A 24065-nucleotide genomic window follows, 5' to 3' on the forward strand; every position below is an offset into this window, starting at 1 on the left:
GTGATCACTCTTGAAAATTTGGCATATCTGGGGAGTGGGTTTTGTGTAGGGGTACTTGTCTGTGCCATCCTTGCAAAATCAGGGGGTCTGTTTTTTTCAAAAAAACTGAAAAATTTATCTAATGAGGTATTGTTTAATAATTCCGCTAAATTCATGGATCTTGCGGATAAATATTTTTCTTCCTATGTAAAAGAAGCCAGAAAAGATTTTGATATCAAGGGAAATGAAATTTTAAGAACGGTTGATCCTGTGAGACAGACCCTTGATAAATATGAAGCCCATCTCAATATTATGGAAAAAGACAGGGAAAAGGCCTATGGTTCCATCGCTGAAAAGCTTCTGGAGATGGGGCGGCATCAGAACCTTCTTCATGTTGAAACAGGAAACCTTGTTAAGGCATTAAGGGTTCCCCATGTCAGGGGGCGATGGGGGGAAATCACCTTAAAGAGAGTGGCGGAACTGGCCGGGATGGCCGAGTATTGTGATTTTGAAGAACAACTTTCATCCGGGAGCGGCAAGGGGTCTATCAGGCCTGATATGGTGGTCACGCTGCCGGGAAATCGCAAAATTATTATTGATTCCAAGGTTCCTTTGATGGCCTATCTTGATGCACTTGAAGCATCCGGGGAAGAGGAAAGGAAAGACCGGATGAAAGATCATGGGCGTCAGGTAATGAAGCATATTTCAAATTTATCGTCCAAGAATTATTTTAAAGAGATTTCGCCAACCCCTGAATTTGTTGTGCTGTTCATCCCGGGAGAAAATTTTTTCAGCGCAGCTTTGACAGTGTGTCCGGATCTGATTGAAAAGGGAATAGAAAAAGGGGTAATCCTTGCCACGCCTACTACATTGATAGCCCTTTTAAAAGCGGTTTCCTATTCCTGGAAACAAAAAAAAAGTTATGAAAATGCAGAAGAGATCAGACATCTCGGAATAGAGCTTTTTTCCAGGCTTTGCAATATGACTGATAATATCAACCGTCTTGGAAAAGATATTGAAAAGTGTGCGACGACCTATAACAGGACGGTGGGTGCAATGGAAACCAGGGTTATGTCTACGGCTAAAAAACTGGAAAGCCTTGACGTCTCTTCTCAAACCATGGATGATCTACAGGAAATAGATCATTCAAAAACGTTTGCCAAAGAATTTAGCAGGCGATATCAAGAGGATGAATAAAATGTCAATAAAACAGATAGGGGTTTTCTTCCTTGTAATCGGGGTCTGTTTTTTTGCCGGATGCTTTCCCGGTGTTAGAGAAGAGATTACACAGTTTAGTTCCCTGAAAAAACTGAACTATAGGAAACATCCTTTATTTATTGATAATTTGGATTTTCAAGGGTTGACAGCTTCCATTGATTACAGCCTTGAGTATTTTAAAAAGGTGCCCCTGGAACGAAAATATCACTATGGAAAAGAGATATACACGGCTGCCCATATGATTGCATCTTTGGAAATCTTTAAGGCATTTTTGGAAAAAGAGCCTTCCATCAAAGCATTGAATGCATTTATAAAATCTAATTTTATTGTTTATGAAGCAGCAGGGAATGAAGAGGGCGACGTGCTTTTTACCGGGTATTTTGAGCCGACTTATGAAGGGAGCCTTAAAAAGAGTAATGCTTATCCGTATCCGGTTTATTCCAGGCCGGATGATTTATTGGAAATTGATTTATCAGCGTTTTCAGATCAGTTCAAAGGTCACAAACGCCTGATGGCAAGAGTCAACGATTCAAAAAACAGGGTGGTGCCATATTATTCAAGGAAGCAAATTAATTTTCTAGAAGATTTTCACACAAGATCAGTGCCCATCGTATGGGTCAAAAGCCGGATAGATCGTTTTTTTCTGGAAATTCAGGGATCGGGAAAAATTGTTCTGGATCAGGGGGATGTGTTAAGGGTTCATTATGCTTCAAGCAACGGGAATGCATACCGATCCATCGGGCGATACCTGATCAGGAAAAATGAGATTTTAAAAGAAAATATGTCCATGCAGGCCATCAGAACCTGGCTTGAGCAGCATCCTGAAAGAATGGATGAAGTCCTGCACCATAATGAGAGCTTTGTGTTTTTCCAAAAAGAACAAGGCGGGCCCTATGGCAGTCTTGGCGTTGAAGTCACAGCTCTTCGTTCCATTGCAACAGACAGCAGATTATTCCCAAAAGGGGCGTTGTGCTTTATGCAGGCCCAATTGCCGGATAAAAAAAACAGCCCCCCTTTAAAGGTGTGGGAACAGGCCTCTTTTTTTGTATTGAACCAGGATACAGGCGGTGCTCTTAAAGGGCCTGCAAGGGCAGACCTTTTTTGTGGAAACGGTGATTATGCCGAATTTACCGCAGGTCATATGAATAAATATGGGAAGCTATTTTTTCTTGTCCTGAAGCCGGACCAGGGATAATGTTTAAATCCATTCAACATTATTTGAGGAAAACGTTAGAACCACCTTTTTCCCCGGATAGAGATCAAGACAGCTGATCTGATCGGGAGAAAGCCTGAGAATTAAGGAAAGGTCGTGGATAGAAATCGTGGCCATGATATATTCAGTTTGCTTTTCCAAAAGCATGGAAACGATATGACCGGACAATTGATTGAGACTGCTGTTGCCAGGCTGTTTTTCAAGGTCAATGGAAATGTTTTTCTTCCTGATAATGGCAGTACATGTTTTTGGGGCAGGGGTTTTTAGCGTGATGATCTGTCCGTCATCAAGTTTTTTTATAAGGGTTTTTTTATCCGTTTTTACAAAGGGCCCTGTGATAATATTTTCCATACCCGTGGAAAATATATTCCCCTTGAATATGGAAAGCTGTTTATCACTGATGGAATAGAGCCATTGCAGATCGTGGCTTGCAATGACAAGGGTGGCTCCCCAATTATCCCTGGCTTTTAAGGATGCTTTTCGGATCAGCTCGGCACTTTCAGTGTCAACACTTGCAATGGGTTCATCAAGGAGCAGAACTTCGGGTTTTAAGATAAGCCTGGCAGCCATGGCAACCCTTTGAGCTTCTCCGCCTGACAATTCGTGCCATTTTCTATGGGCAAATTTTTGATAATCAAGCCCGACGGTTGAAAGTACTTTTTTTACCCTCCCTTCGAGGTGTTTTTTGTCTTTTCTGATCTTCAGACCATAGGCAATATTTTCAAAAATTGTCCGTTTTAAAAGATAGGGTTTCTGGGTCAAAAGCGTCACCTTTGACCGGACGGTTGGTGAAAAAGGAAGTTCCAGGCGTCCTTTATAAAAGATATGTCCCCGGGTTGGTTTCCGGGCAAAGGCCAATAGTTTTAAAAGCGTGCTTTTTCCACTGCCGTTAGGCCCGATAAGACCGGTAATCGATCCCTTTACGATTTTAAGGTCATTAATATCCAGCACTTTTGTGTTTCCATAATAGTGTTGAATATCCTTTAAATGGTATGCGGGATTTTTTTTTGTCATTGTTTCCTTAAAAAAGACAGGGATAGATTTACAATAAATGCAATCATGATCAGAACAAGCCCCAGGGCAATGCCATTGGCAAACAGGCCCTTGTTTGTTTCAAGGGCAATAGCTGTGGTAATCGTTCTGGTATGGTATTTTATATTGCCGCCCACCATCATTGATATACCGACTTCGGTTAACACTCTGCCATAGGCTGTGACCGCCCCTGCCAGGATCCCGTACCTGACCTCCCAGAGACAGGTGGCAATGATATGCCGCTTACCGGCACCCAGGGTGATAAGCGTCAGCTTGAGATCATGATCGATACTTTCAATGGTAGAGGCAGTGATCGCTGCTACTATCGGGAAGGCAAGGATGGTCTGCCCGATGGCAATTCCTGTCAAAGTAAACAGCAACCCCATCTCACCCAAGGGCCCCTGGTGTGAAATAAATGCATAAACAGCAAGGCCGATGAAAACAGTTGGAAGGGCAAGCATGGTATCAAGAATCGTTCTTAAATGCTTTTTCCCTTTGAAATCAAAATATCCAAGAAGAAAGCCACAGGGCAGACCGGTTCCAATGCTCAGGAGCATGGAGCCCGTGGATACTTTTATAGTTGCCCAGACAGCAGTCCAGGTTGAGCTGTCGCCGCTTATCAGAAGCTCAATGGCTTTGATAAAGCCTGCAACGATAAAGTCCATAAAGTCCTTGTGCTATTTTGCGTTTGGTGTAAACAGCCTCTTCCCAAGAAGTCTGAAGTCTTTTATCAGGTTCTGGGCATTTTGTGAAGCCATCCAGTCTGAGAATTTGAGTGCCAGGCCATATTTTGCATTGGGGCAGTTCTTTGGGTCAAGTGTTAATACGCTGTATTGATTCAGCAAAATACTGTCACCCTCCACCAGAACTTTTAAGGGAGCGTTACCTCCCTGCTGGGATTGGTATTTGATATATGTGCCCCTGTCCGTCATGGTGTGGCCATTTCTCTCCTGGGCAACATTGATGGTTGCAAGCATCCCCTGGCCTGTCTGAACATACCATTTTTCTTTGTCGGGTAGCTGGATTCCAGCATTTTTCCATAAGAGATTTTCCTTTTTATGGGTACCCGAATCATCACCGCGACTCATAAACACGGCCTGTTTGCTTTTGATCGCATTTAAGGCATCAGATATGTTTTTACCTTTTATGACTGCCGGATCATTTTCAGGTCCGATGATGACAAAATCATTATACATGACTTGTCTTCTGTCTTTTCCATATCCGTTTTTGATATATTTTTTTTCTGCGGGCGGGGCGTGAACCAGCAGAACGTCAACATCACAGTTCTGGCCAAGCTTCAGGGCCTTACCGGTTCCTGTTGCTGTCCATTTCAGGGAGATGCCGGTTTCTTTTTCAAAATGGGGGATGAGATAATCCAGAAGACCTGTGTTATCCGTGCTTGTGGTGGTTGCCATCATCAGACTCTTGCTTTTGGCCTGGGCACTGATGGTCAGGGTCATTGTTAAAATAATAGTTAAAATACCGATAAAAATTTTCTTTCTACTCATTTTCAAGTCTCCAGTAAAATATTAATAATTTGTTTATCGAAATGAGGTTCGAATATGTTAATATTAGGAAAAAATCAACAAAAAGTTTTATAATATCAAACAAAAAGAAAACAATTACCAATACAGACCAATAATTACTATCGATCTTTTAAGAAAAGGCTGTGATATTCCTCTTCAGAAAGATGGCGTTTTAACTTATCGTTAATAAACAGGTATATTTCTTTGAGTTCCTGATCAGGCAGCCTTGGGAGAAGTGTTTTTAAAAATAAATCTTCAGAGAATTTTTGAAGATAAAACATAATGGTTTCTTCATCTGTTTCCCGGTCAAGGCCAAAAGCCCCCAGACCTTTATATTCCTGAACAAAATTGTGCGTATCTTTTTTCATATAGGTCTCCTGTATTTGATTTATAAAGATGCTTCCATTATTTTGTTTGTCAATTTAAAATGAAATGGATTATCGGTCATTCAGTTTAATCCCTTTCTTACTTTTGTGGGTCGGTGGAAAATGTTTGAATTTGAATTAATTCCAATATGAAATTAATTTTTTAATGTTGACTTTTATTCCTTTTCTAAATATTAAGATAATTGTTCAGGTGCTTAAAAGGCTTAAAAGGGAACGCCTGTGAAATTCAGGGACGGGCCCGCCGCTGTAATTGGGGACGAAAGCTTTACTACGTCACTGTCGGTTTTAAACAGATGGGAAGGCAAAGCGATTAGAATGATCCAAAGTCAGAAGACCTGCCTGACAAATTGATACGTTCCCCGTGGACAAGGGAATTAGATCTTGAGGAAAAAGGGATAACCCCGGATCGATGAACTCGGTTCGGGGTTTAGTATTTTCCGGGCCGGTAAATTTTAAATTATGGGGACAAAAAAAGCGATGAAAAATTTTTGTTTAATAATGATGATGCTGGCCAGTTTTTTATTATTCCAGACAATGGCATCTGCTGATGAAAATGCAAAACAACAAGAGGCAGTGGCAACCATGGACGAGGTTGTGGTAACTGCCACAAAAACTAAAGAGCTGCGCAAAGATGTGCCTAATTCTATAATTTTAATCGACGATCTGGATATCAAAGAATCTCCGGCAACCAGTGTTGGTGATTTATTAGGATGTGAATCAGGTCTTGATTGGCGTACCAGAGGAAATTATGGAGGAGCTGCCGAGGGAATTCATATCCGCGGTATGGGCTCTGACGGGACCCAGATCCTTGTCAACGGTATTACTGTGAATTCTCCTTCATTGGGTTCAGCAGATACTGGCAAAATACCCACAAATAACATTGAACGCATAGAAATAGTTAAAGGATCAGGATCAGTTTTATATGGTTCAGGGGCAATGGGCGGTATTGTAAATATTATTACAAAGAGCCCGAAACGTGACCAGACTGATTTAAAACTAAGTGCAGGTTATGGATCTGAAAATACGTATCAGACCTCGGCAGAGCACGGAATGTTCTTCCTTGGAGACCTTGGCTATTATATCACTGCAAGCACTTCAGGCACTGATGGTTTCCGGGATAATGCTGATCATGAGCAAAACGATATGTCATTAAAATTTGAACTGGATAAAGGGGAAAAACTAAATATCAGCCTTTATGCTGATTATATTGACAGGCAAAGCGGCAGCCCCGGACCGGAGACACCACCAGGAACCACTTTATTCAGTGTAAGAGGGATCCCGGTGTATAATTCTGAATCAGCAAGCCTGCTCAATGAGCAAAATGAAACAGACAAACATCTGGTTCTTAAGATAAAAAGCAAGCCTTTGGCTTGGCTTGGATTAAATTTTCAAACCGATTATACAGACATGAAAAGTGATTTTTATCTAAGATATTATGACGGATGGACACCGGGTAACCTGCCAGGAAGTTCATCAGAAACCATTAATCAGATTTTTGGTGTAGAAGGTAATGCTGAAATAACCCCATTTAAAAATGCTACCTTACTTGCCGGAATCCAGTATAAAAAATATGATTGGAAGAATACAAGCCTGACCCTGGATGGCTTTGGAAATGGGACTTCACAACTAAAGGGAGAAAATGACCTTTATACAACAGGTATTTTTGGTGAAGCTCAATATCGACCCAATAAATATATTAAAGGTATTATAGGCCTTCGCCATGAAGACCATTCAATTTTTGGCAGTAAAGTCCTTCCCAGATATGGATTAATTATCAATCCTGTTGAGACCACTACTCTTAAAATCAACATAGGAAAACACTTTAAAGCTCCCACACCAAATGATCTGTTCTGGCCAAAAGAAGACTGGGGATGGGGTTGGGGTGCCGAGGGTAATGCTAATCTGAAACCGGAAACCGGAATGCACAGTGATATCAGTATTGAACAGACTTTATTAGACAAAAAAATCTTTCTCTCTTTAACTTATTTTAAATGGGATATTGAAGACAAAATTGAATGGGCACTGGATGGTACTATTTACAGACCGGATAATCTTTCTGAATATGAAGCAGACGGCTGGGAACTTGGTACTAAAATAGGACCTTTTAATAACATGACACTTGCATTGGATTACACATATACAGATGCAAAAGAAAAAAAAGCAGGAGGTGTAGAACGAAAGGCACGTTACACATCAAATATTTTTTTTAAAGCTGCCCTCACATACTGGTTTGATTTTGGTATGGATTTAACAACTATTGTACGCTACACTGGTAAACGGCCTGCTGTTTATGCTCTGGCTACAGACAAAACTCCTGAGACTGTACTTTCAGGTTATTGGATGGTTGACTTAAAAGCAAATCAGAAAATAGGTGAAAACTGGACATTGTCATGCCAGCTCAACAATCTTTTTAATAAAGGCTATGATACCTATTCTGAAAATTTTCGTGATCAATTTGGTGCAAGCACCCTGTCATACTATTCTGGTGCAGGACGGTCGGTCTTTTTATCTTTAGATTATCAATTTTAGAACCAAATCTTTATTCAGAAAGTTTTTTATGAACTTTCTGAATAAAGATGAAAAGAAAGTTACAAATGAAAAAAATTTTTAACATTAACACATGTATTATAGTACTTACCGGGTTACTGGTATTTTGTGCCACTTCACTTGCCGCATACCCTGTAAGTGTTCAGGACTCAAAAGGGAATACTTTAAAATTTTTTAAACCGCCCCAGAAGGTTGTATCCCTTGTGCCCTCAGCCACCCAGATTCTATTTGAGATAGGTGCAGAAAAGTTTGTTAAAGCCATTACCTACCATGATACAACCCTTGCCGGTGCCGATGGAAAACAAATCATAGGCGGATTTTTCGGGCCATCTCTTGATAAGATTGAAGATGCCGGGCCTGATATGATTATTCTTTCTTCCATCCACAGAGATATAATTGAAAAATATAATAAAACAGATACTAAACTATTTATTTTTCAAACTGAAACAATTGAAAATTCTTATCAAAGCATAGCTGTTTTAGGTAAAATATTTGACTGCGAAAAAAAGGCTGAAAAACTCATTGAAAAAAACAAGGCTGAAATAAATCATTTAAAACAAAAACTGGCCAAAATTGATCATTTAGAAAAGAAACGCGTCATCAGACTCATGGGGAAAAATACAATCATGACTCCGGGCAGTGATTCCTTTCAAAATGAGATCATACGTGCTGCCGGAGGTATCCCTCCTGATTTTGGCAGAAAAGGGAATATCATAAGTGTTACAAAAAAAGAATGGATGAAATTTAATCCCGAGATTATTTATGGATGTAGTCCTGATAAAGAGGTCGCAGAGAATTTTTTCTCAAAACCCGGGTGGAAAGATGTGGATGCAATAAAAAACAAACAGATTTATTATTTCCCCTGTGATTTGACCTGCAGGGCCTCTACCCATACGGGGTATTTCGCATCCTGGCTTTCATCTGTCATATATTCAGAACACTTTTCAAAGTCTGAAAATAATATACTTCCCGCAGGCTTAATTCACTCAAAACCGGTTAAAATAGATCTTGAATACATCAAATCAGCTTCAATTGCCTACAGTAATATTTATGATTTTAAAAACAAAACTCTGATCATTGATTTTAAATCTCCCCAATCAATCGTTTCAACCCTTGAAGGCGAAAGAAATAACATAACAAGTATAGGAAATCATTTTACTCCTCCGCCTACCTGGGCTCCGAGTCACAAACGTGGAATTGAGCATATCAGATCATCCATTTTAAACGCCATGAAAAGGCAGAAACAAACCACTTCTTTTTTGATAACCGGCGCTGATATGGATAATCTTTCCATCCAAACCCAATCCTATAAAGACATAAAGGTTTTTGCCCTTGTAACAGCAGGCGTCATGTCCAATGCGGTAAGAATGTCAAAGGACACAGGTGCTTTTTATGAGCCCGGTACCATAAATATTATTCTTTTAACAAACATGCAGCTTTCTAAAAGAGCCATGACCCGTGCCATTATCTCAGGGACCGAAGGCAAAACAGCAGCTCTTGAGGACATGGATATCAGATCCAGCTATACTCCCCTTTTCAATGAAGCCACGGGCACGGGCACGGATAATATCCTCGTGGTACAGGGTTCCGGCCTTAAAATAGAAAATGCCGGAGGCCATTCAAAAATGGGTGAACTTATTGCAAAAGCAGTGTATGCCGGAGTTAAAGAAGCTGTTTTAAAACAAAACGGGATTCTTGCCAGACGCAATATTTTCCAGCGCCTTAAAGAAAGAAACATCAATATATACCAACTTACAACAGGTGCGGACTGCGGATGCGAGGACAAACGGAATGATTTTGCAGCCCTGATGGAACAACTGCTTCTTGAGCCTGAATATGCAGCATTTATTGAATCCTCCCTGGCCATCAGTGATGAATATGAAAAAGGATTAATTAAGAATTTAAATTCGTTTAATATCTGGTGCAAGAAAATTGCCGACAATATTGCAGGCTATGAAATTGAAGAGATAAAAGACATGATTTCAGATGCAACCATGCCCATAACAATAAATACAGCTCTTGATGCAATCCTGACAGGTGCACAGGCACGTCTGAACCGGCATCAAAATTCGAACCCGAAAAATATCTTAATCCCTCAAAGAGTGATATCATTATCACCCATTATCACTGAAACCATATATCTTTTAAATGCCCAGGATTTGCTGATTGCCAATACCACCTATTGTAATGTGCCTGAAAAAGCAAAGTTCAAAGAAAAGATCGGCTCGGTGATCCAGATGAATGTTGAAAAAATTATCAGCCTGCGCCCGGATTTGGTTATTGCAAGCCCGCTTTCAAGGGAAAAGCAGATAAAAATTTTAGAAAATCATCATATTAAGGTGATGAAAATTGAAAACCCGCAAACTTTTCCCCAAATGTGCGATATTACGATGAAAATCGGTAAGATTCTCGGGCAGACAGATTTTGCAGAAAAAATCATCAAAGATGCTGTAAGAGAAGTTGAAACGATTAAGCTTAAAACAGCTCATCTTCCTAAAAAAAAGGTGTTTATCCAGATTGGTATGAAACCCCTGCATTCTGCTAATAAAGAGACCTTTATAAATGAATATATCAACTATGGCGGCGGAATCAATATTGCTGAAAATGCACGATCAGGAATATACAGCAGGGAAAAAGTTCTTAAAGAAAATCCAGATATTATTTTAATAGCAACCATGGGAACATCCAAAAAAGCCGGAGAAATCGAAAAACAGCGATGGATGAAATTTAGTTCCTTGAATGCCACAAGAGAAAACCAGATTTATGTTCTGGACCCCGAACTTATCTTAAGCCCTACGCCTGTTACCTTTGCGAAAGGGTTAAAACAGGTTTCATCTTTAATCCATCCAGAGGGTGATTGAAAAAATGAAACAAAACAAGATAAAGTACTGGTCGATTCTTTTAATCCTCCTTATGGTCATATTAATACTTGTCAGCCTTCTTTCTTTATGCGTCGGCAGTGCAGGCATCCAATTAAAAAATATCCCTGATATTCTTTTGCATGGCAAAGGCAGTGCTGACCACAGTATTCTTTTAGGCATACGCCTGCCAAGAATCGTATTGGGCCTTTCGATCGGTGGGGCTTTAAGTCTGGCCGGCGCCCTGCTCCAGGGAATATTCAAAAACCCTCTGGTTGAACCTTATACGCTTGGCATCTCAGGCGGGGCTTCCCTTGGTGTCTGCATCAATATCCTTTTTAAATTTTACGGCAAAATAGGTATTATTGCCTATCCCCTCTCAGGATTTTTAGGAGCAAGTCTTGTTATTTTTCTTGTTTACAGCTTAAACAACAAGGCAAGAGATATTCAGTCAAACAGGATGCTTTTAACCGGTGTGATGATCTCCTATGTTGCATCTTCCCTGGTCATGCTGCTCATGGCTATCTCAAAAAGTGATGATCTTCAAAATATTGTTCTCTGGATTATGGGTTCTCTTGACGAACCCAATACGATTCTAATCAAAATGGCGCTTTTCGGCTCCCTTGCAGGGCTTGTTGTTTCCTATTTTTTCTGTTTTGATTTAAACGCCCTGCTTCTGGGTGAAGACGAAGCCGCAAATCTGGGCGTTAATACAACCAGAACTAAAAAATATCTATTTATCCTTGCCTCCTTTTTAACGGGATTAAGTGTATCTGTTGCCGGAATCATCATGTTTGCAGGCCTTATTGTTCCTCATTTCATGCGTATGATAGCAGGTCCTGACCATCGAATACTTCTTATCAGTTCCTTTCTGGCCGGTGCTGCATTCCTGGTTTTATGTGATGTCATTGCAAGAGTCATCATCTCGCCCCTTGAACTTCCGGTAGGTGTCATAACAGGTATCATCGGCGGTATTATTTTCATCTGGGCACTTTCAAGAAAACAGGTGACTTTATGAATCATACCCTCACCATAGAAAACCTCAGTTTCAGATACAATAAGGAAATGATACTGAAAGATATTTCTTTTTCAACAGATCCGGGTGAATTTATTTCAATCATCGGTCCTAACGGGTCCGGGAAAACAACGCTGATAAAAATCATTTCAAAGATAAACAAACCTGAAAAAGGAAATATTTATATAAAAGGCAATAATATTCAAAAAATGTCGAACCGGCAATTGGCCAGACATATCGCAGTTGTCATGCAGTCTGTTGATCCGGTTGCCATGAGTGTTGAAGAATATGTTCTTTTAGGAAGGTTGCCTTTTTTTAAAAAATATCAATTTTTTGAAACCGCTAAAGACATTGCACTGGCCCATAAATATATGAAGCTTACAGGTATTTTGAAGCTTAAGGATGCACCCATCAATAAAATAAGCGGCGGAGAAAGACAACTTGCAGCTATTGCCAGGGCTTTAACTCAGGAGCCCATGCTTCTAATTCTTGATGAACCCACATCTCATCTTGATATTACACACCAGATTCAAATTCTAGAATTGATAAGTTCCCTTAAAAAGACGCTCTGCCTCACTGTACTGATCGTTCTTCACGATTTAAACCTGGCAGCGGAATACTCTGACAGGCTTGTTTTGCTAAACGGAAAAAATGGAGAAATATATCAAACCGGAACCTGCGAACAGGTTCTTTCTGAGGAATCAATACAAGAAGTGTACGATACAAAAGTAAGAATCCAAAGAAATCCTGTGTCAAAAAGGCCTTGCATATTTCTTGTCACCCAAAATGCTTTAAATAAAAAGGAAAATCATATCTTATGATTGAAATATTTCATAACGGTGGGCCCATCATGTATCCATTGTTGTTATGCTCAATGATTACTTTGACCATTATCATTGAGCGAAGTTTCTTCTGGATTGGGATTGGTATGGAGAAAAACCAGAAACTTGTGGATGAAGTTTTGACACTTACAAGGAAAGGTGACTGGAATCTTGTTCGTCAAAAGGCTTCGGGATCACAAAATTATGTCATCCGAATGATTATCAGCGGCATTCTTCATCGTGAATATTCTTTGATCAAGGCCATGGAATCATCATCAGCAGATGAAATCAATCGGATGCAAAGATTTATGGGCGTGCTGGACACCATGATTACCGTTGCCCCGCTTATGGGCATACTGGGTACTGTTCTGGGAATCATCACTTCATTTGACATGCTGGGAGCATCAGGGGTTGAAAACCCTCAGGCTGTAACCGGAGGTATTGCCCAGGCTTTGATAACCACTGCGACAGGCCTGTCTATTTCCATCATAACGGTTTTCCCCTACAACTATTTCAATTCAAGAATCAAGCGCGCAGCAGGAATTATGGAAAAATATGCCACCAGCTTTGAAATTGTTTATGAGCAAATCCTGCTGGACAAAACAAACATCCCGGAAGAAAAAAAATGAAAATACGCTTACCTGAAAACAATAAACCCAGGATTGAGATGCTTCCTTTGATTGATGTTGTTTTTCTTCTTCTGGTTGTTTTTATTTATACCATGCTCTCCATGGTAGTACATAAAGGCATGCCAGTCTCTTTGCCTGAATCCTCTGCTGTTAAACCTGAAAAGAATACAGTTCTATCAGTCACCATAAATAAAGATAATTTAATTTTTATTAACAAAGAACCGGTTGATATGGAACACCTAACCCATATTCTTAAGCAAAAGGCAAAAAAAGAGAAGAAGCCGGATCCGGATGTTCTTCTTTTTGCAGATAAAAGTATTTCCTATCAATATCTTTTTAAAGTTTTAGACAGGATCAGAATGGCCGGATTGAATCAGATTTCCTTACAGGCTGATCCTGAAGATCAAAATTAAAGATGAACCGTATTTTAATATCTGCTGTAATTGCCATAGGTTTCCATATTGCCCTGATGGTATTAATTCCCTCCATAAAAAAAAATAATGAATTTTTATCCCCGGAAATCAAACCAGTTATGGTCACTCTCTCCTACCAGCAGCCTGTTATCAAAAAAGATACTCATCCAACAAACCAGAAAACCATATTTTTTACCCCTAAAAAAGACTCCAATACTATTCTTAAAAAGAAAACCTTAGCTAAGCTCCCCGAAAAGATAAAACAGAGCAAATCTGTCATTCACAAAAAAACAGAAGTGATCAAGAAGCCATTGCCCCCTGTTAAGGCAGAGAGGACCGAAACCAGGCAGATCAAAGCAGTACAAAGTTTTAAAGGTCACCCGGCACCCTTGAAAAGAATACCGCTTCAAAAGAAAGAAAATATCAGGCAGCAAGAGGCTCATATTCAATTCGCAAAACCACTTTACAAGAAAAATTCTTTGCCGGCTTATCCTGTTATCGCCCGAAAAAGAGGGTACCAGGGAATTGTCGAACTAATGGTATTGGTCTCAGAGAAAGGGAAGGTTTCCTCTTTAAAGCTTTTCCACTCAAGTGGTTATAAATCGCTTGACCGCCAGGCTGTAAAAACAGTTAGGAACTGGCTCTTTGAACCGGGTAAAAAAAATGGCGCTCCCCATGAAATGTGGGTCAAGATTCCTGTGAAATTTGAATTAAACTAACAAAGTATACTTGAGACAGGAAAGAGTGTTTTTGCGTCAATATTCTCGGTGTAGACTATTGTCTAAACAATAAGGCAGCATTCTTTCCCAGTATTTGTTCCTTTTGAAGGGGAGTGATGTTTGAATTGTCAATATCCGTGTAATACCTGTCAGGTGTCAGTAAGGGGAAATCTGTTCCAAAAAGAACCTTGTCTGCTACTCCCGCATCAACCGCAATGTCATAGATTTGTGAATCATATAAAAAAGGGGAGGCTGCTGTGTCATACCAGATATTTTTTAAGGCGTCTTTTGTCTCTTTTTTCATGATATTGTAAAATAAAATTCCTCCACCCCAGTGGGCCAGAATAATTTTATTGTCAGGAAAGGTTTTGGCAAGCGTGTATATCTGCTCCAGGGTAATGGGTGTTTTTCCGGGATATTTGTGTCCTATTGGTTCATTGGTGTGGATCATGCAGGGCAGGTTGCCGTTGTCCCTTAACACGGCCATGACAGGATCAAGGAATGCCAACGCCTCTTTATCAACCCCGGAAAGGTAGAATGCCAGTTCTCCTGCACCGCAAAGACCGGCATCAATACATCTTCGGGTTTCATCAGCCGCGCCATCCCAGGCTGCATCAAAACAGGCAAGTCCCTTAATCCTGTCAGGATGCTTCTGGACAGCATCAATGACGACATCGTTGTTTTGTTTTGTAAATTCAGGGTTTCGCCAGGGGAATCCGCAAATAACAGAGATATCAACCTGATATGTGTCCATTGATTCTATTAAATCATCAACATTACTGATCTTAGCTTTAGGTGAATCATAAAGCAGCTTGAATTCAGGTTCATTATCAAAGTATTCGGAACGGTCCTGTTTGATCTTTTCCGGGAAAATATGGGTGTGTGAATCAATAATCATGTTAGTTATCCTAAATAACAGGGTTAGATATTGAAAAATATCCTATGGCAATATATATTAAATATTTTATGCAAACAAGGGTTGAATAAAGGAGAGCAATGAAATATTATCCCATATTTCTTGAGTTAAAGGCTAAGGATTGTCTTGTCGTGGGGGGGGGCAAAGTCGGGGCAAGAAAGGCTGCAACCCTTGAAAAATGTGGTGCAAATGTAAAGGTGATCAGTGATCGGTTTTCGTCCGGGTTTGATGATTTGAAACAAACAAATATTTGCCTTGAAAAAAAAGAATATGAGAAAAAAGATGTGAACGGGATGTTTCTTGTTTTTGCGGCGACCGATAATGTTGATTTGAACCAGCAGATAAAAGACGATGCGTCAATGCTCAATATTCTTTGTAACGTAGCCGATGCACCCCAAAACAGTGATTTTCTGCTTCCTTCCATAGTGGACAGGGGGGATCTTATCCTGGCTGTTTCAACCTCGGGATCAAGTCCTGCAATGGCAAAGAAAATCAGGCAGGATCTTGAGAAGCATTTTGGCCCTGAGTATGCACAATTCCTGACTATGATGGGAAATATTCGAAAAAAACTTTTATCATCTGGGCATGCTCCGGATGATAACAAAGCAATATTTTATACCCTCATTGAGAAGGGGATTCTTGAGTTGATCCAGGCAAATGATGAAATAAATATAAACGCGGTCTTATGTGATGTTCTTGGAAAGAAATATTTGTATCAAGATCTTGTTTCTTCAAGGAGTGATGAATGAATCTTCAAGTTGCCGATATGGTGTTACGGATAACAACTGTACTCTATTTTATAAGCATGACAGGATATGTGTTGTTTTTATTTAATCAGAAATCGATCTATCAAAAAACAGCCTTTCGCCTGATTTTAACAGCCATTGGGTTTCATTTTGTCAGTATAATGATTTACACGATAGCAACAAGCCATGTGCCCATACAGAATTTATCCCAGAGTTTATCAGCAGCAGCATTTGCCATAGGCTGCATGTTTTTATTTTTTCAATATAAATTTGATCTCAAAATTTTAGGGGTGTTTGCATCGATCTTGTTATGTGGCATCATGCTGGTGGTATTGCTGATTCCAGATGCACCGGTTGAGAAGAATGCCGTATTAAAGGGATTCTGGTTTTATTCTCATATTATTCTAGTGTTTACAGGTGATGCAGCCCTTGGGCTGGCATGCGGGACAGGGATCTTATACCTGTTGCAGGAAAAAGGGATTAAGACTAAAAGTCCCGGTTTTTTTTTCAAACGGCTGCCGTCATTAGATTTTCTGGATAATGTCGGGTATACTTGTTTGACCACAGGATTTGTCTTGCTCACCATCGGACTTGTGACAGGGTTTATTTATGCAAAAACCATATGGGGCAGATTCTGGAGTTGGGATCCCAAAGAAGTCTTCTCTGTAGGAACCTGGCTGGTTTATGCTGCTTTACTGCACCTTCGTCTTTATTCGGGATGGCGTGGCAGGAAATCAGCCATAATGACCATCATTGGTTTTTTTATCATCATTTTTACATTTCTTGGAGTTAATATACTGTTAGGCGGGCATCATCAGGCCTTTACAAAATAAAGAAAGAACAATGTCAAAAATTATTTTAATCGGCATAAATCATAAAACCGCACCCGTGGAACTCAGGGAGAAACTGTCTTTTTCCGATGAAGAGACAATAGCCGCGCTTGAATTTTTAAAGCAGGATGAAGACATTAAAGAAAGCCTTATATTTTCCACCTGCAATCGGACAGAAGTTTTATATATCCCTGAAACCGGTGAACAGGTCGATAAAATCATTGCGTTTATTTCGCAGCATAAGAAAGTTGACATATCCGAGTTTAAAAGTTCCTTATATATTCATAAAGAAGATGATGCAATCCGGCATTTGTTCAGGGTTGCTTCAAGTCTGGATTCAATGGTGGTTGGCGAACCCCAGATTTTAGGCCAGATCAAGCAGACCTATAGAACTGCCGTGGAAAATAATGCCTCAGGCGTATTGCTGAATCGGCTGATGCACAAGAGCTTCAGTATTGCAAAAAAAGTCAGGAAAGAAACAGGGATAGGCGATAATGCGGTTTCTATCAGCTATGCTGCCATTGAACTTGCCAATAAAATTTTTTCGGATTTATCCCAAAAGAGTGTCATGCTGCTGGGAGCCGGTGAAATGGCGGAACTGGCTGTGGAACACCTGATATCCAATAAAGTTAAAGATATTGTAGTGGCAAATCGAACCTTTAAAAATGCAGTGGATCTTGCCCAAAAATTCAATGGTCAGGCTGTTAAATTTGAAGAAAGGGAAGATGCATTAAAAGATGTTGATATTATTATCAGCTCAACCGGTGCAACCGATTATGTGTTGACCGAGACCCAAGTCAAACAGGCTATGAAAAAAAGGCATCATCATACGCTTTTTTTCATTGATATTGCCGTTCCAAGGGACATTGACCCGAAAATCAACACAATTTCCAACGCCTATGTTTATGATATTGATGATTTGAAAAATATTGTTGAGTCAAATATTGAGCAACGGGGAAAAGAGACGGTTAAAGCCGAAAGGTTTATCGAAGAAGCTGTGCTAAAATTTCGCAAATGGATGGAAAGCCTTGCCATTGTGCCGACGATTAAAGCTTTGAACGATAAAATGTCTGCCATAGTTGAAATTGAATGTAAAAAAACTCTTTCAAATCCGAACCATTTTTCACAAGAAGATATTGAGGCAATCAAACGCATGACCCGGGCTATTGCAACCAGAACCATTCATGACCCCATCCTTTTTTTGCGCAATACCGGTGATCATAGAGATGATTCCCTTTACCTCAATGTTACCCGACAATTATTTAACCTGGATATACCCGAGGAAGAATAGTCAAAGTTTTTGTTATTTGTTTTGCCAACAATCGGAACCCTTTCATTTAATTCTTTACATTTTATTAAATTCAAGTATAGTATCAAATTCGGATATTCTTGGATATTAAGAAAAAGGGCAAATATAATGAAAAAAGAAGATTTAGATTTTTTTAAGAATCTTTTAGATGACAGGCTTCGTAAGCTTCGTTCCAATGCTGACAGCACTGTAACCGGTATGACCAAACCAAAAGAGAATTTTCCCGATCCAACGGACAGGGCTGCCCATGAAGCTGAGAGAAATTTTGAACTCCGTATAAGAGATCGTGAACACAAATTAATTAAGAAAATCAAAAAAGCACTTGTGCGTATCGGAAACCAGACATTTGGAGTATGCGAAGTTTGTGAGGAAGAGATCTCCATTAAACGGCTTAAGGCACGACCTGTCACTACCCTGTGTATTGACTGTAAAACACGTGAAGAGGATATGGAGAAGGCTCTTGGCGTTTAGCAGATGCAAGATAGTTCATTGATTGATCTTCATATACATTCTACAGCTTCGGATGGTTCCTTTTCTCCCCTGGAAATTATGAGTCTGGCAAAAAAGGCCGGGCTCAGAGGCATTTCTATAACAGATCACGACACAATAGATGGTATCAAGGAAATCTTAAAACATCCCTTAACAACTTGCCCGGAAATTATTACCGGAGTTGAAATCAGTTGCGAGCCGCCACCTGAATTCAAAGATGTGGGAAGTGTTCATCTGTTGGGATATGGGTTCAGTGTTTATGATAAAAATCTCAATATTATTCTTGATGATGCAAAAAAGGCCAGGGCCCAAAGAAATCCGAAAATTATTGAAAAATTAAACAGCCTTGGATTCGATATCAGCATTGAACAGGTGGAAAAGCGCTTTGGCGCGGATCAGACCGGTCGCCCTCACATTGCAGAACTCATGAAGGAACTTAGGATTGTAAAAACCTTCAGAGAAGCGTTTGATAAATATCTTGGCAAAGACGGCCCCGCTTATGTGGATAAATATAAAGTGTCCTGCCGGCAGGCAATTCAAACGATTCTTGAGGCAGGCGGGATTCCTGTTTTGGCACATCCAGGGTTGCTGACGTTCAATAAAACGCATCAGCTGGAAAATTTTCTTGATACGCTTATCACCCATGGCCTGGAGGGTATGGAGGTTTATTATACCGATCATGACACTTCAATGACATCATTCTTTCAGCAGCTTGCAAACCAAAAGGGTTTGATGATTACAGGCGGTTCTGATTTCCATGGGGTATTTAATGAAGGGGTTCATATCGGTTCGGGTAAAGATAATCTCAAGATCGGATACTCTTTATTTAAAGCATTAAATAATCGGTTGGAAGAAACCAAAGAAAAATATACAAATTTAAGCATTCTTGAAAAGAATATCGGATATTCATTTAAAGACAAATTATTATTGAATAATGCAATGTGTCACAGGTCTTATTTAAATGAAAATCAGAATTCATGCTCTTCTGATAATGAGCGGCTTGAGTTTTTGGGGGATGCTGTTTTAGGGTTATGCATCGGGCACGTGTTGATGGAAAAAAGTCCGTTGAAAAAAGAAGGAGAGCTTTCAAAGCTAAGATCCAATCTAGTCAGTGAACCTGCCCTTGCCGGTATGGCAAGGTTTATAGACCTTGGCAGGTTTATCCGGCTTGGAAAGGGAGAAGCACTTTCCAGAGGATTTGATAAAAATTCCATACTGTCCGATACCTTTGAAGCTGTGATTGCAGCTGTTTATCTGGATGCGGGGTTTGATACTGTATACCGGCTGACATGTAATCTTTTCAGTGAAAGCCTTGAAAAAATTCTGTCAAACGAAAAGATTGTTGATTATAAGAGTATGTTGCAGGAATTTGCCCAGGAGCGTGGTGCAATAATACCTCAATATGTTATCCTCAATGAGACCGGTCCTGATCATGATAAAACGTTTGAGATCAGTTTAAATCTTTTTGGTATCGAGTCCAAAGGCTTTGGGAAAACAAAAAAAGCAGCAGAGCAGGATGCTGCTAAAAAAGCCTTAAAGATTCTTAAAAAAACAAATCCCTGATGGCTTGATTAGAGATTTCACTTATGGATCAGACAATCAAACCCCTTGTCATACCGGTATTTATTCCCCATTCAGGGTGTCCCCATCAATGTGCATTCTGTAATCAAACCATTATTACCAATCAGAAATCAAGAGTGCCGGATAAAATAGCTATTCAGCATATTGTGACACAGTATTTACAGTATAAAGGCAAGAGAGAACAGGTGGAGCTGGCCTTTTTCGGGGGGAATTTTTTGGGGTTGCCCCGCGAAGATATCATCCAATTGCTTGATCTGGTACAGCCTTATATCCACACAGAAAAAATTGATGGCATACGGTTTTCCACCCGACCGGATACCATTACCCAACAGACGCTTGATCTTATCAGGCCATACACTATATCTGCCATTGAACTGGGTGTTCAGTCCATGAACGATGAGGTTTTGTCAAAATCCAAAAGGGGTCACACCGGCATGGATACGATAAAAGCCATACATTTGCTAAAAGGCTATCCATTCAAGATTGGTGTCCAGGTCATGGTGGGATTGCCGGGGGATTATGAGGATTCATTGTTTGAAAGTACAAAAAAAGTGGCGCGGCTTGCCCCTGACTTTGCCAGAATTTATCCATTGGTGGTGTTGAAGGGCAGCCTTATGGAACAATGGTATAGCCAGGGCAAATATCACCCGTTAAGCCTGGAAGAGAGTATTCAGCTTGTCAAAAGAATGTACCGGATATTTAAAGCGACTAAGATCGATATTATTCGTATGGGACTGCAGGCTTCCGATATGATGGAAGATGAATCAATGGTCCTTGCCGGCCCGTGGCACCCGGCTTTTGGGCATCTTGTCTTCTCCGAGCTCTTTTATGATAGAGTTTGTCATAAGATAGATCAATCGCCTGATCTGCTGAAATCGGAAAGCCTTGCCTTAATTGTTCATCCAAAATCAGAGTCGCGGTTGAGAGGAGACAAAAACATGAATTTAAAAAGGCTTGGCGAGCGATATCCATGTTTAAAGGTTTCAATCCACCTGGATGCAACAATGTCAGCTGACCAGGTAGGTACCAGCCAGGGGAATCCTAAATTCCTTCTTTAAACAGATCTTCGGAATCAGAAGCCGTATCCGGTTTTGGTGTATATTCGGTCGGCATGGTGCCTTCCTTAAAGCATTCAAAGATTGTCTCTTCAGATTCTTCAATGGGAAGCAGTCCTGTTTTGGCATCAATTTTGGCAAAAACGATGCCCTCTGGAACATTAAAGGTCCTGGCAGGTTTTCCTTCCAACGCGTTTTTCATAAATTCAAGCCAGATGGGACTGGCTGCTCTTGATCCGGTTTCTCCTTTTCCGAGAGGGGCTTCCTGGTCAAGTCCAACCCAGACACCTGTAGTATATTTTGGTGTATAGCCCATGAACCAGGCATCAAACAGATTGTTTGTTGTTCCTGTTTTTCCTGCAACAGGGCGCTTAAGCTCTTTAATTCTCCAGCCTGTCCCCGACTTTATAACACTTTCCATGATATTGGTCATGATATAGGCCGTGGTCATATCAATGACTTTTTTGCGTATCAGTTGGGAGGTTTCCAGCAGGTTTCCATCCCGGTCATAAATTTTTGTAATAAATACAGGCTCAACCAGATAGCCCAGGTTTGGAAAAACAGAATAGGCATTGACAAGTTCAAGCAACGAAAGCCCGGATGATCCAAGCGCAATGGATAAATCCTGACTGATATTTGATGCAATTCCAAGCTTTCGGGCATAATCAGTTATATAATCTATCCCGATATCCTGAAGAATTTTAATGGTGACAACATTCCTTGATTTTACAAGGGCGTTACGGAACAGGGTCGGGCCAAAAAATTTTTCTTTGTAATTTCGGGGTTTCCAGATGAAATCACGCTCTGTGTCTTCATAAACAACAGGGGAATCTATGATGACACTTGCAGCCGTATATCCCTTATCAAGGGCTGCAGCATAAATAACGGGTTTAAATGCACTTCCCGGCTGGCGTCTGGATTGATAGGCTCGGTTAAACTGACTGTTTCTGTAATCGCGTCCACCAATCATTGTTTTCACATGACCGGTTTCCGCCTCAATGCTCAACAGTGCAGACTGGGCGACGGGCTCCTGCTCCAGAGTGAACTCAAGCTCATTGTTTTCAACGATGTCATTGAGCATTTTAACCATAATGATATCCCCGGGTTTAAAAACCTGGGAAGGATTTTTAACTTTGGTTTCATAATAAGCGACTTCATAGTCCGGCTTTCTGGCCCATGTCATGGTTTCAAGCTTAATTATACCGTGAAAATTTCCTACTCTGACCCTGGTGACATTTTTTTTATCATCAATGCTTAGCACAACCCCCTGATAGGTATTCCCTTTTTCCAGCAGCTGATTGTCGAGTTTTTCTGAAATGTCTGCGCAGAAACTCTCTATTTGAAGGGCAGGGATGTTTTTCAACGGACCTCGATACCCCGTTCGCCTGTCGAGTTCAATCAGGCCTTTGTTTACAGCATCCCTTCCGATTTTTTGGAGTTCAATATTGACGGCTGTGTGTATCTGAAGACCCTGTTTGTATAGCGCATCTTTACCGTAATGTTTTTCCACATATCGTCTGACATGCTCGGTATAACAGGGGACTCTTTCAATAAACCAGTTTTTTCGGGGTTTGATATCCAGTTTGAGATCAATGGCTTCTGTGACATCAAGATTTGTGATAAGACCATCTTCCTTCATCCGGTTCAGTACATAAACCTGTCGCTGTTTAGCACGATCGGGAAATCTGAAAGGAGAATATCTGCTGGGTGCCTGGGGCAGGCCTGCCAGCATTGAGCATTCTGCTATATCAAGATCTTTTGTGTGTTTCCCAAAATAGTTCTCAGATGCCGCTTCTACGCCGTACGCCCCGTGACCCAGATATATCTGGTTCAGATAAAGAAAAAGGATTTCATCTTTTGTAAATTTTTTTTCAATTCTGTAGGCAAGAATGGCTTCTTTTAGTTTTCTTTTATAGGTCCGTTCCGGGGTCAATAAAAAGGATTTGGTGACCTGCTGGGTGATGGTGGATCCCCCCTGGACAATGGTGCCGGCTTTAAAGTTTTTTAAAAATGCTCTGAATATGGAAAGAATATCAATGCCGGGGTGTTCCCTGAACCGTGAATCCTCTGCTGCCACGAAAGCGTTGATCAAATTCTCCGGCATTTCAGATAAAGGGATGACAATCCGTCTTTCCTCATAAAATTCTCCGATTTTCCTTCCATCATCTGAAAACACGCTGGTCACAGTGGCAGGGCTGTAATCTTTCAAGGTGTTTATTTTCGGCAGATCACGGTTAAGATAATAGTAAAGTCCGGCAATGCCCGCACAACCCAGAAGCCCAAAGATTATAAATAAAATAAAAAACCATTTGAAAAGGGAAAGAATAATGCTTTTTTTCTTTTTTTTGCTTCTCTGTTTCAGTATCTCGGATTTACTTTTTCTTTTTGCCATAACACCCTGAAAAATATTTAAATATTTAAAGTTTTTTTAGATGGTTATTATCAGATTCCCTGTGTTATGGCAATACTTATGGAACTGCAAAACAGGGTGATTGCAAATAGATTTTAAAAATTTCAGATGTGCCGGCAGGGGTGAAGATCATTTAGAATATGGTTCTATATATATTTAGTTTAATATGGAAGAATGTATTTGGTTAAGATTGTCAGAAAATAAAATTTAGCCACCCAAATCACCGGCTTGCCCGGTGCATTTGGGTGGTTAATATTTTTTTCAAAATTTTGTTGAACCCTCAATCGCTTTAAGAACAGATATGATTTCCTGATCTAACTCATGGGGTTTGATTTCATAAAGCAAAGTGCTCACATTAAATGATACGTTTATT

At 40.2% G+C, this 24065-nt stretch carries 21 protein-coding genes and 1 riboswitch; of the genes, 15 read left to right on the forward strand and 6 right to left on the reverse strand.

Features of this window, described 5'->3' with window-relative positions; all coding sequences use genetic code 11:
• Complete coding sequence (locus tag HGJ91_RS12620; RefSeq protein WP_291348162.1) at nt 1-1176, forward strand: DNA recombination protein RmuC; 1176 nt, start codon at nt 1-3, stop codon at nt 1174-1176.
• Between the two features lies 1 nt (nt 1177).
• Nucleotides 1178-2392: an MltA domain-containing protein gene (locus HGJ91_RS12625; protein WP_291348163.1), complete on the forward strand. Its 1215-nt coding sequence runs from the start codon at nt 1178-1180 to the stop codon at nt 2390-2392.
• Nucleotides 2393-2395: 3 nt separating this feature from the next.
• On the opposite strand, the gene HGJ91_RS12630 is transcribed toward HGJ91_RS12625, so the two are convergent.
• From HGJ91_RS12630 to HGJ91_RS12645, 4 genes are all read right to left on the reverse strand, one after another.
• A complete protein-coding gene (locus HGJ91_RS12630; protein WP_291348164.1) occupies nt 2396-3424 on the reverse strand; it encodes an energy-coupling factor ABC transporter ATP-binding protein in 1029 nt (342 codons plus the stop codon).
• Complete coding sequence (locus HGJ91_RS12635; RefSeq protein ID WP_291348165.1) at nt 3421-4107, reverse strand: ABC transporter permease; 687 nt, start codon at nt 4105-4107, stop codon at nt 3421-3423. The genes HGJ91_RS12630 and HGJ91_RS12635 overlap by 4 nt, the downstream gene beginning before the upstream one ends.
• Nucleotides 4108-4119: 12 nt before the next feature.
• Nucleotides 4120-4950 (reverse strand): substrate-binding domain-containing protein, encoded by an 831-nt coding sequence (locus HGJ91_RS12640; RefSeq protein ID WP_291348166.1) that lies wholly within the window; start codon nt 4948-4950, stop codon nt 4120-4122.
• A 137-nt stretch (nt 4951-5087) separates the two neighbouring features.
• On the reverse strand, nt 5088-5336 hold the full coding sequence (locus tag HGJ91_RS12645; RefSeq protein ID WP_291348167.1) for a cytoplasmic protein: 249 nt from the start codon (nt 5334-5336) through the stop codon (nt 5088-5090).
• Between the two features lie 189 nt (nt 5337-5525).
• Nucleotides 5526-5712: riboswitch (cobalamin riboswitch) on the forward strand.
• A 119-nt stretch (nt 5713-5831) separates the two neighbouring features.
• On the opposite strand from HGJ91_RS12645, the gene HGJ91_RS12650 reads away from it, so the two are divergent.
• The 7 genes from HGJ91_RS12650 (at nt 5832) to HGJ91_RS12680 (ending at nt 14356) form a co-directional block, all read left to right on the forward strand.
• On the forward strand, nt 5832-7883 hold the full coding sequence (locus HGJ91_RS12650) for a TonB-dependent receptor (protein ID WP_291348168.1): 2052 nt from the start codon (nt 5832-5834) through the stop codon (nt 7881-7883).
• Between the two features lie 65 nt (nt 7884-7948).
• Nucleotides 7949-10762, forward strand: a complete 2814-nt coding sequence (locus HGJ91_RS12655; protein ID WP_291348169.1) for a helical backbone metal receptor — start codon at nt 7949-7951, stop codon at nt 10760-10762.
• Nucleotides 10763-10766: 4 nt separating this feature from the next.
• Nucleotides 10767-11777 carry an iron ABC transporter permease gene (locus HGJ91_RS12660; RefSeq protein ID WP_291348170.1) on the forward strand — a complete coding sequence of 337 codons (1011 nt, stop codon included), beginning with the start codon at nt 10767-10769 and terminating at the stop codon, nt 11775-11777.
• Nucleotides 11774-12595: an ABC transporter ATP-binding protein gene (locus HGJ91_RS12665; RefSeq protein ID WP_291348171.1), complete on the forward strand. Its 822-nt coding sequence runs from the start codon at nt 11774-11776 to the stop codon at nt 12593-12595. The genes HGJ91_RS12660 and HGJ91_RS12665 overlap by 4 nt, the downstream gene beginning before the upstream one ends.
• Nucleotides 12592-13224 carry a MotA/TolQ/ExbB proton channel family protein gene (locus HGJ91_RS12670; RefSeq protein ID WP_291348172.1) on the forward strand — a complete coding sequence of 211 codons (633 nt, stop codon included), beginning with the start codon at nt 12592-12594 and terminating at the stop codon, nt 13222-13224. The genes HGJ91_RS12665 and HGJ91_RS12670 overlap by 4 nt, the downstream gene beginning before the upstream one ends.
• Entirely contained in the window at nt 13221-13637 is a 417-nt protein-coding gene (locus tag HGJ91_RS12675) for a biopolymer transporter ExbD (RefSeq protein ID WP_291348173.1), read from the forward strand. Before HGJ91_RS12670 ends, HGJ91_RS12675 begins: the two co-directional genes overlap by 4 nt.
• Before the next feature lie 2 nt (nt 13638-13639).
• Entirely contained in the window at nt 13640-14356 is a 717-nt protein-coding gene (locus tag HGJ91_RS12680) for an energy transducer TonB (RefSeq protein WP_291348174.1), read from the forward strand.
• Between the two features lie 55 nt (nt 14357-14411).
• Here the strand turns inward: HGJ91_RS12680 and HGJ91_RS12685 are convergent, their stop codons facing one another.
• Nucleotides 14412-15254, reverse strand: coding sequence for an amidohydrolase family protein (locus HGJ91_RS12685; protein ID WP_291348175.1), 843 nt, complete (start codon nt 15252-15254; stop codon nt 14412-14414).
• A gap of 98 nt (nt 15255-15352) precedes the next feature.
• On the opposite strand from HGJ91_RS12685, the gene HGJ91_RS12690 reads away from it, so the two are divergent.
• The 6 genes from HGJ91_RS12690 (at nt 15353) to HGJ91_RS12715 (ending at nt 21285) form a co-directional block, all read left to right on the forward strand.
• Nucleotides 15353-16021, forward strand: a complete 669-nt coding sequence (locus tag HGJ91_RS12690; RefSeq protein WP_291348176.1) for a bifunctional precorrin-2 dehydrogenase/sirohydrochlorin ferrochelatase — start codon at nt 15353-15355, stop codon at nt 16019-16021.
• The gene (ccsA, locus tag HGJ91_RS12695) at nt 16018-16851 is read left to right on the forward strand and encodes a cytochrome c biogenesis protein CcsA (RefSeq protein ID WP_291348177.1); all 834 of its coding nucleotides are present in this window, start codon (nt 16018-16020) and stop codon (nt 16849-16851) included. Before HGJ91_RS12690 ends, ccsA begins: the two co-directional genes overlap by 4 nt.
• A 10-nt stretch (nt 16852-16861) precedes the next feature.
• Nucleotides 16862-18139 carry a glutamyl-tRNA reductase gene (gene hemA / locus HGJ91_RS12700; protein WP_291348178.1) on the forward strand — a complete coding sequence of 426 codons (1278 nt, stop codon included), beginning with the start codon at nt 16862-16864 and terminating at the stop codon, nt 18137-18139.
• Between the two features lie 126 nt (nt 18140-18265).
• A complete protein-coding gene (gene dksA / locus HGJ91_RS12705) occupies nt 18266-18628 on the forward strand; it encodes an RNA polymerase-binding protein DksA (protein ID WP_291348179.1) in 363 nt (120 codons plus the stop codon).
• A gap of 3 nt (nt 18629-18631) precedes the next feature.
• Entirely contained in the window at nt 18632-20209 is a 1578-nt protein-coding gene (gene rnc / locus HGJ91_RS12710; RefSeq protein WP_291348180.1) for a ribonuclease III, read from the forward strand.
• Nucleotides 20210-20232: 23 nt separating this feature from the next.
• A complete protein-coding gene (locus HGJ91_RS12715) occupies nt 20233-21285 on the forward strand; it encodes an elongator complex protein 3 (protein WP_291348181.1) in 1053 nt (350 codons plus the stop codon).
• Here the strand turns inward: HGJ91_RS12715 and HGJ91_RS12720 are convergent.
• A complete protein-coding gene (locus tag HGJ91_RS12720) occupies nt 21269-23674 on the reverse strand; it encodes a penicillin-binding protein 1A (RefSeq protein WP_291348182.1) in 2406 nt (801 codons plus the stop codon). The genes HGJ91_RS12715 and HGJ91_RS12720 overlap by 17 nt on opposite strands.
• Between the last annotated feature and the right edge of the window lie 391 nt (nt 23675-24065).

Origin of the sequence: Desulfobacula sp., from assembly GCF_014237455.1 — a bacterium.
Taxonomy (GTDB): Bacteria; Desulfobacterota; Desulfobacteria; order Desulfobacterales; family Desulfobacteraceae; genus Desulfobacula.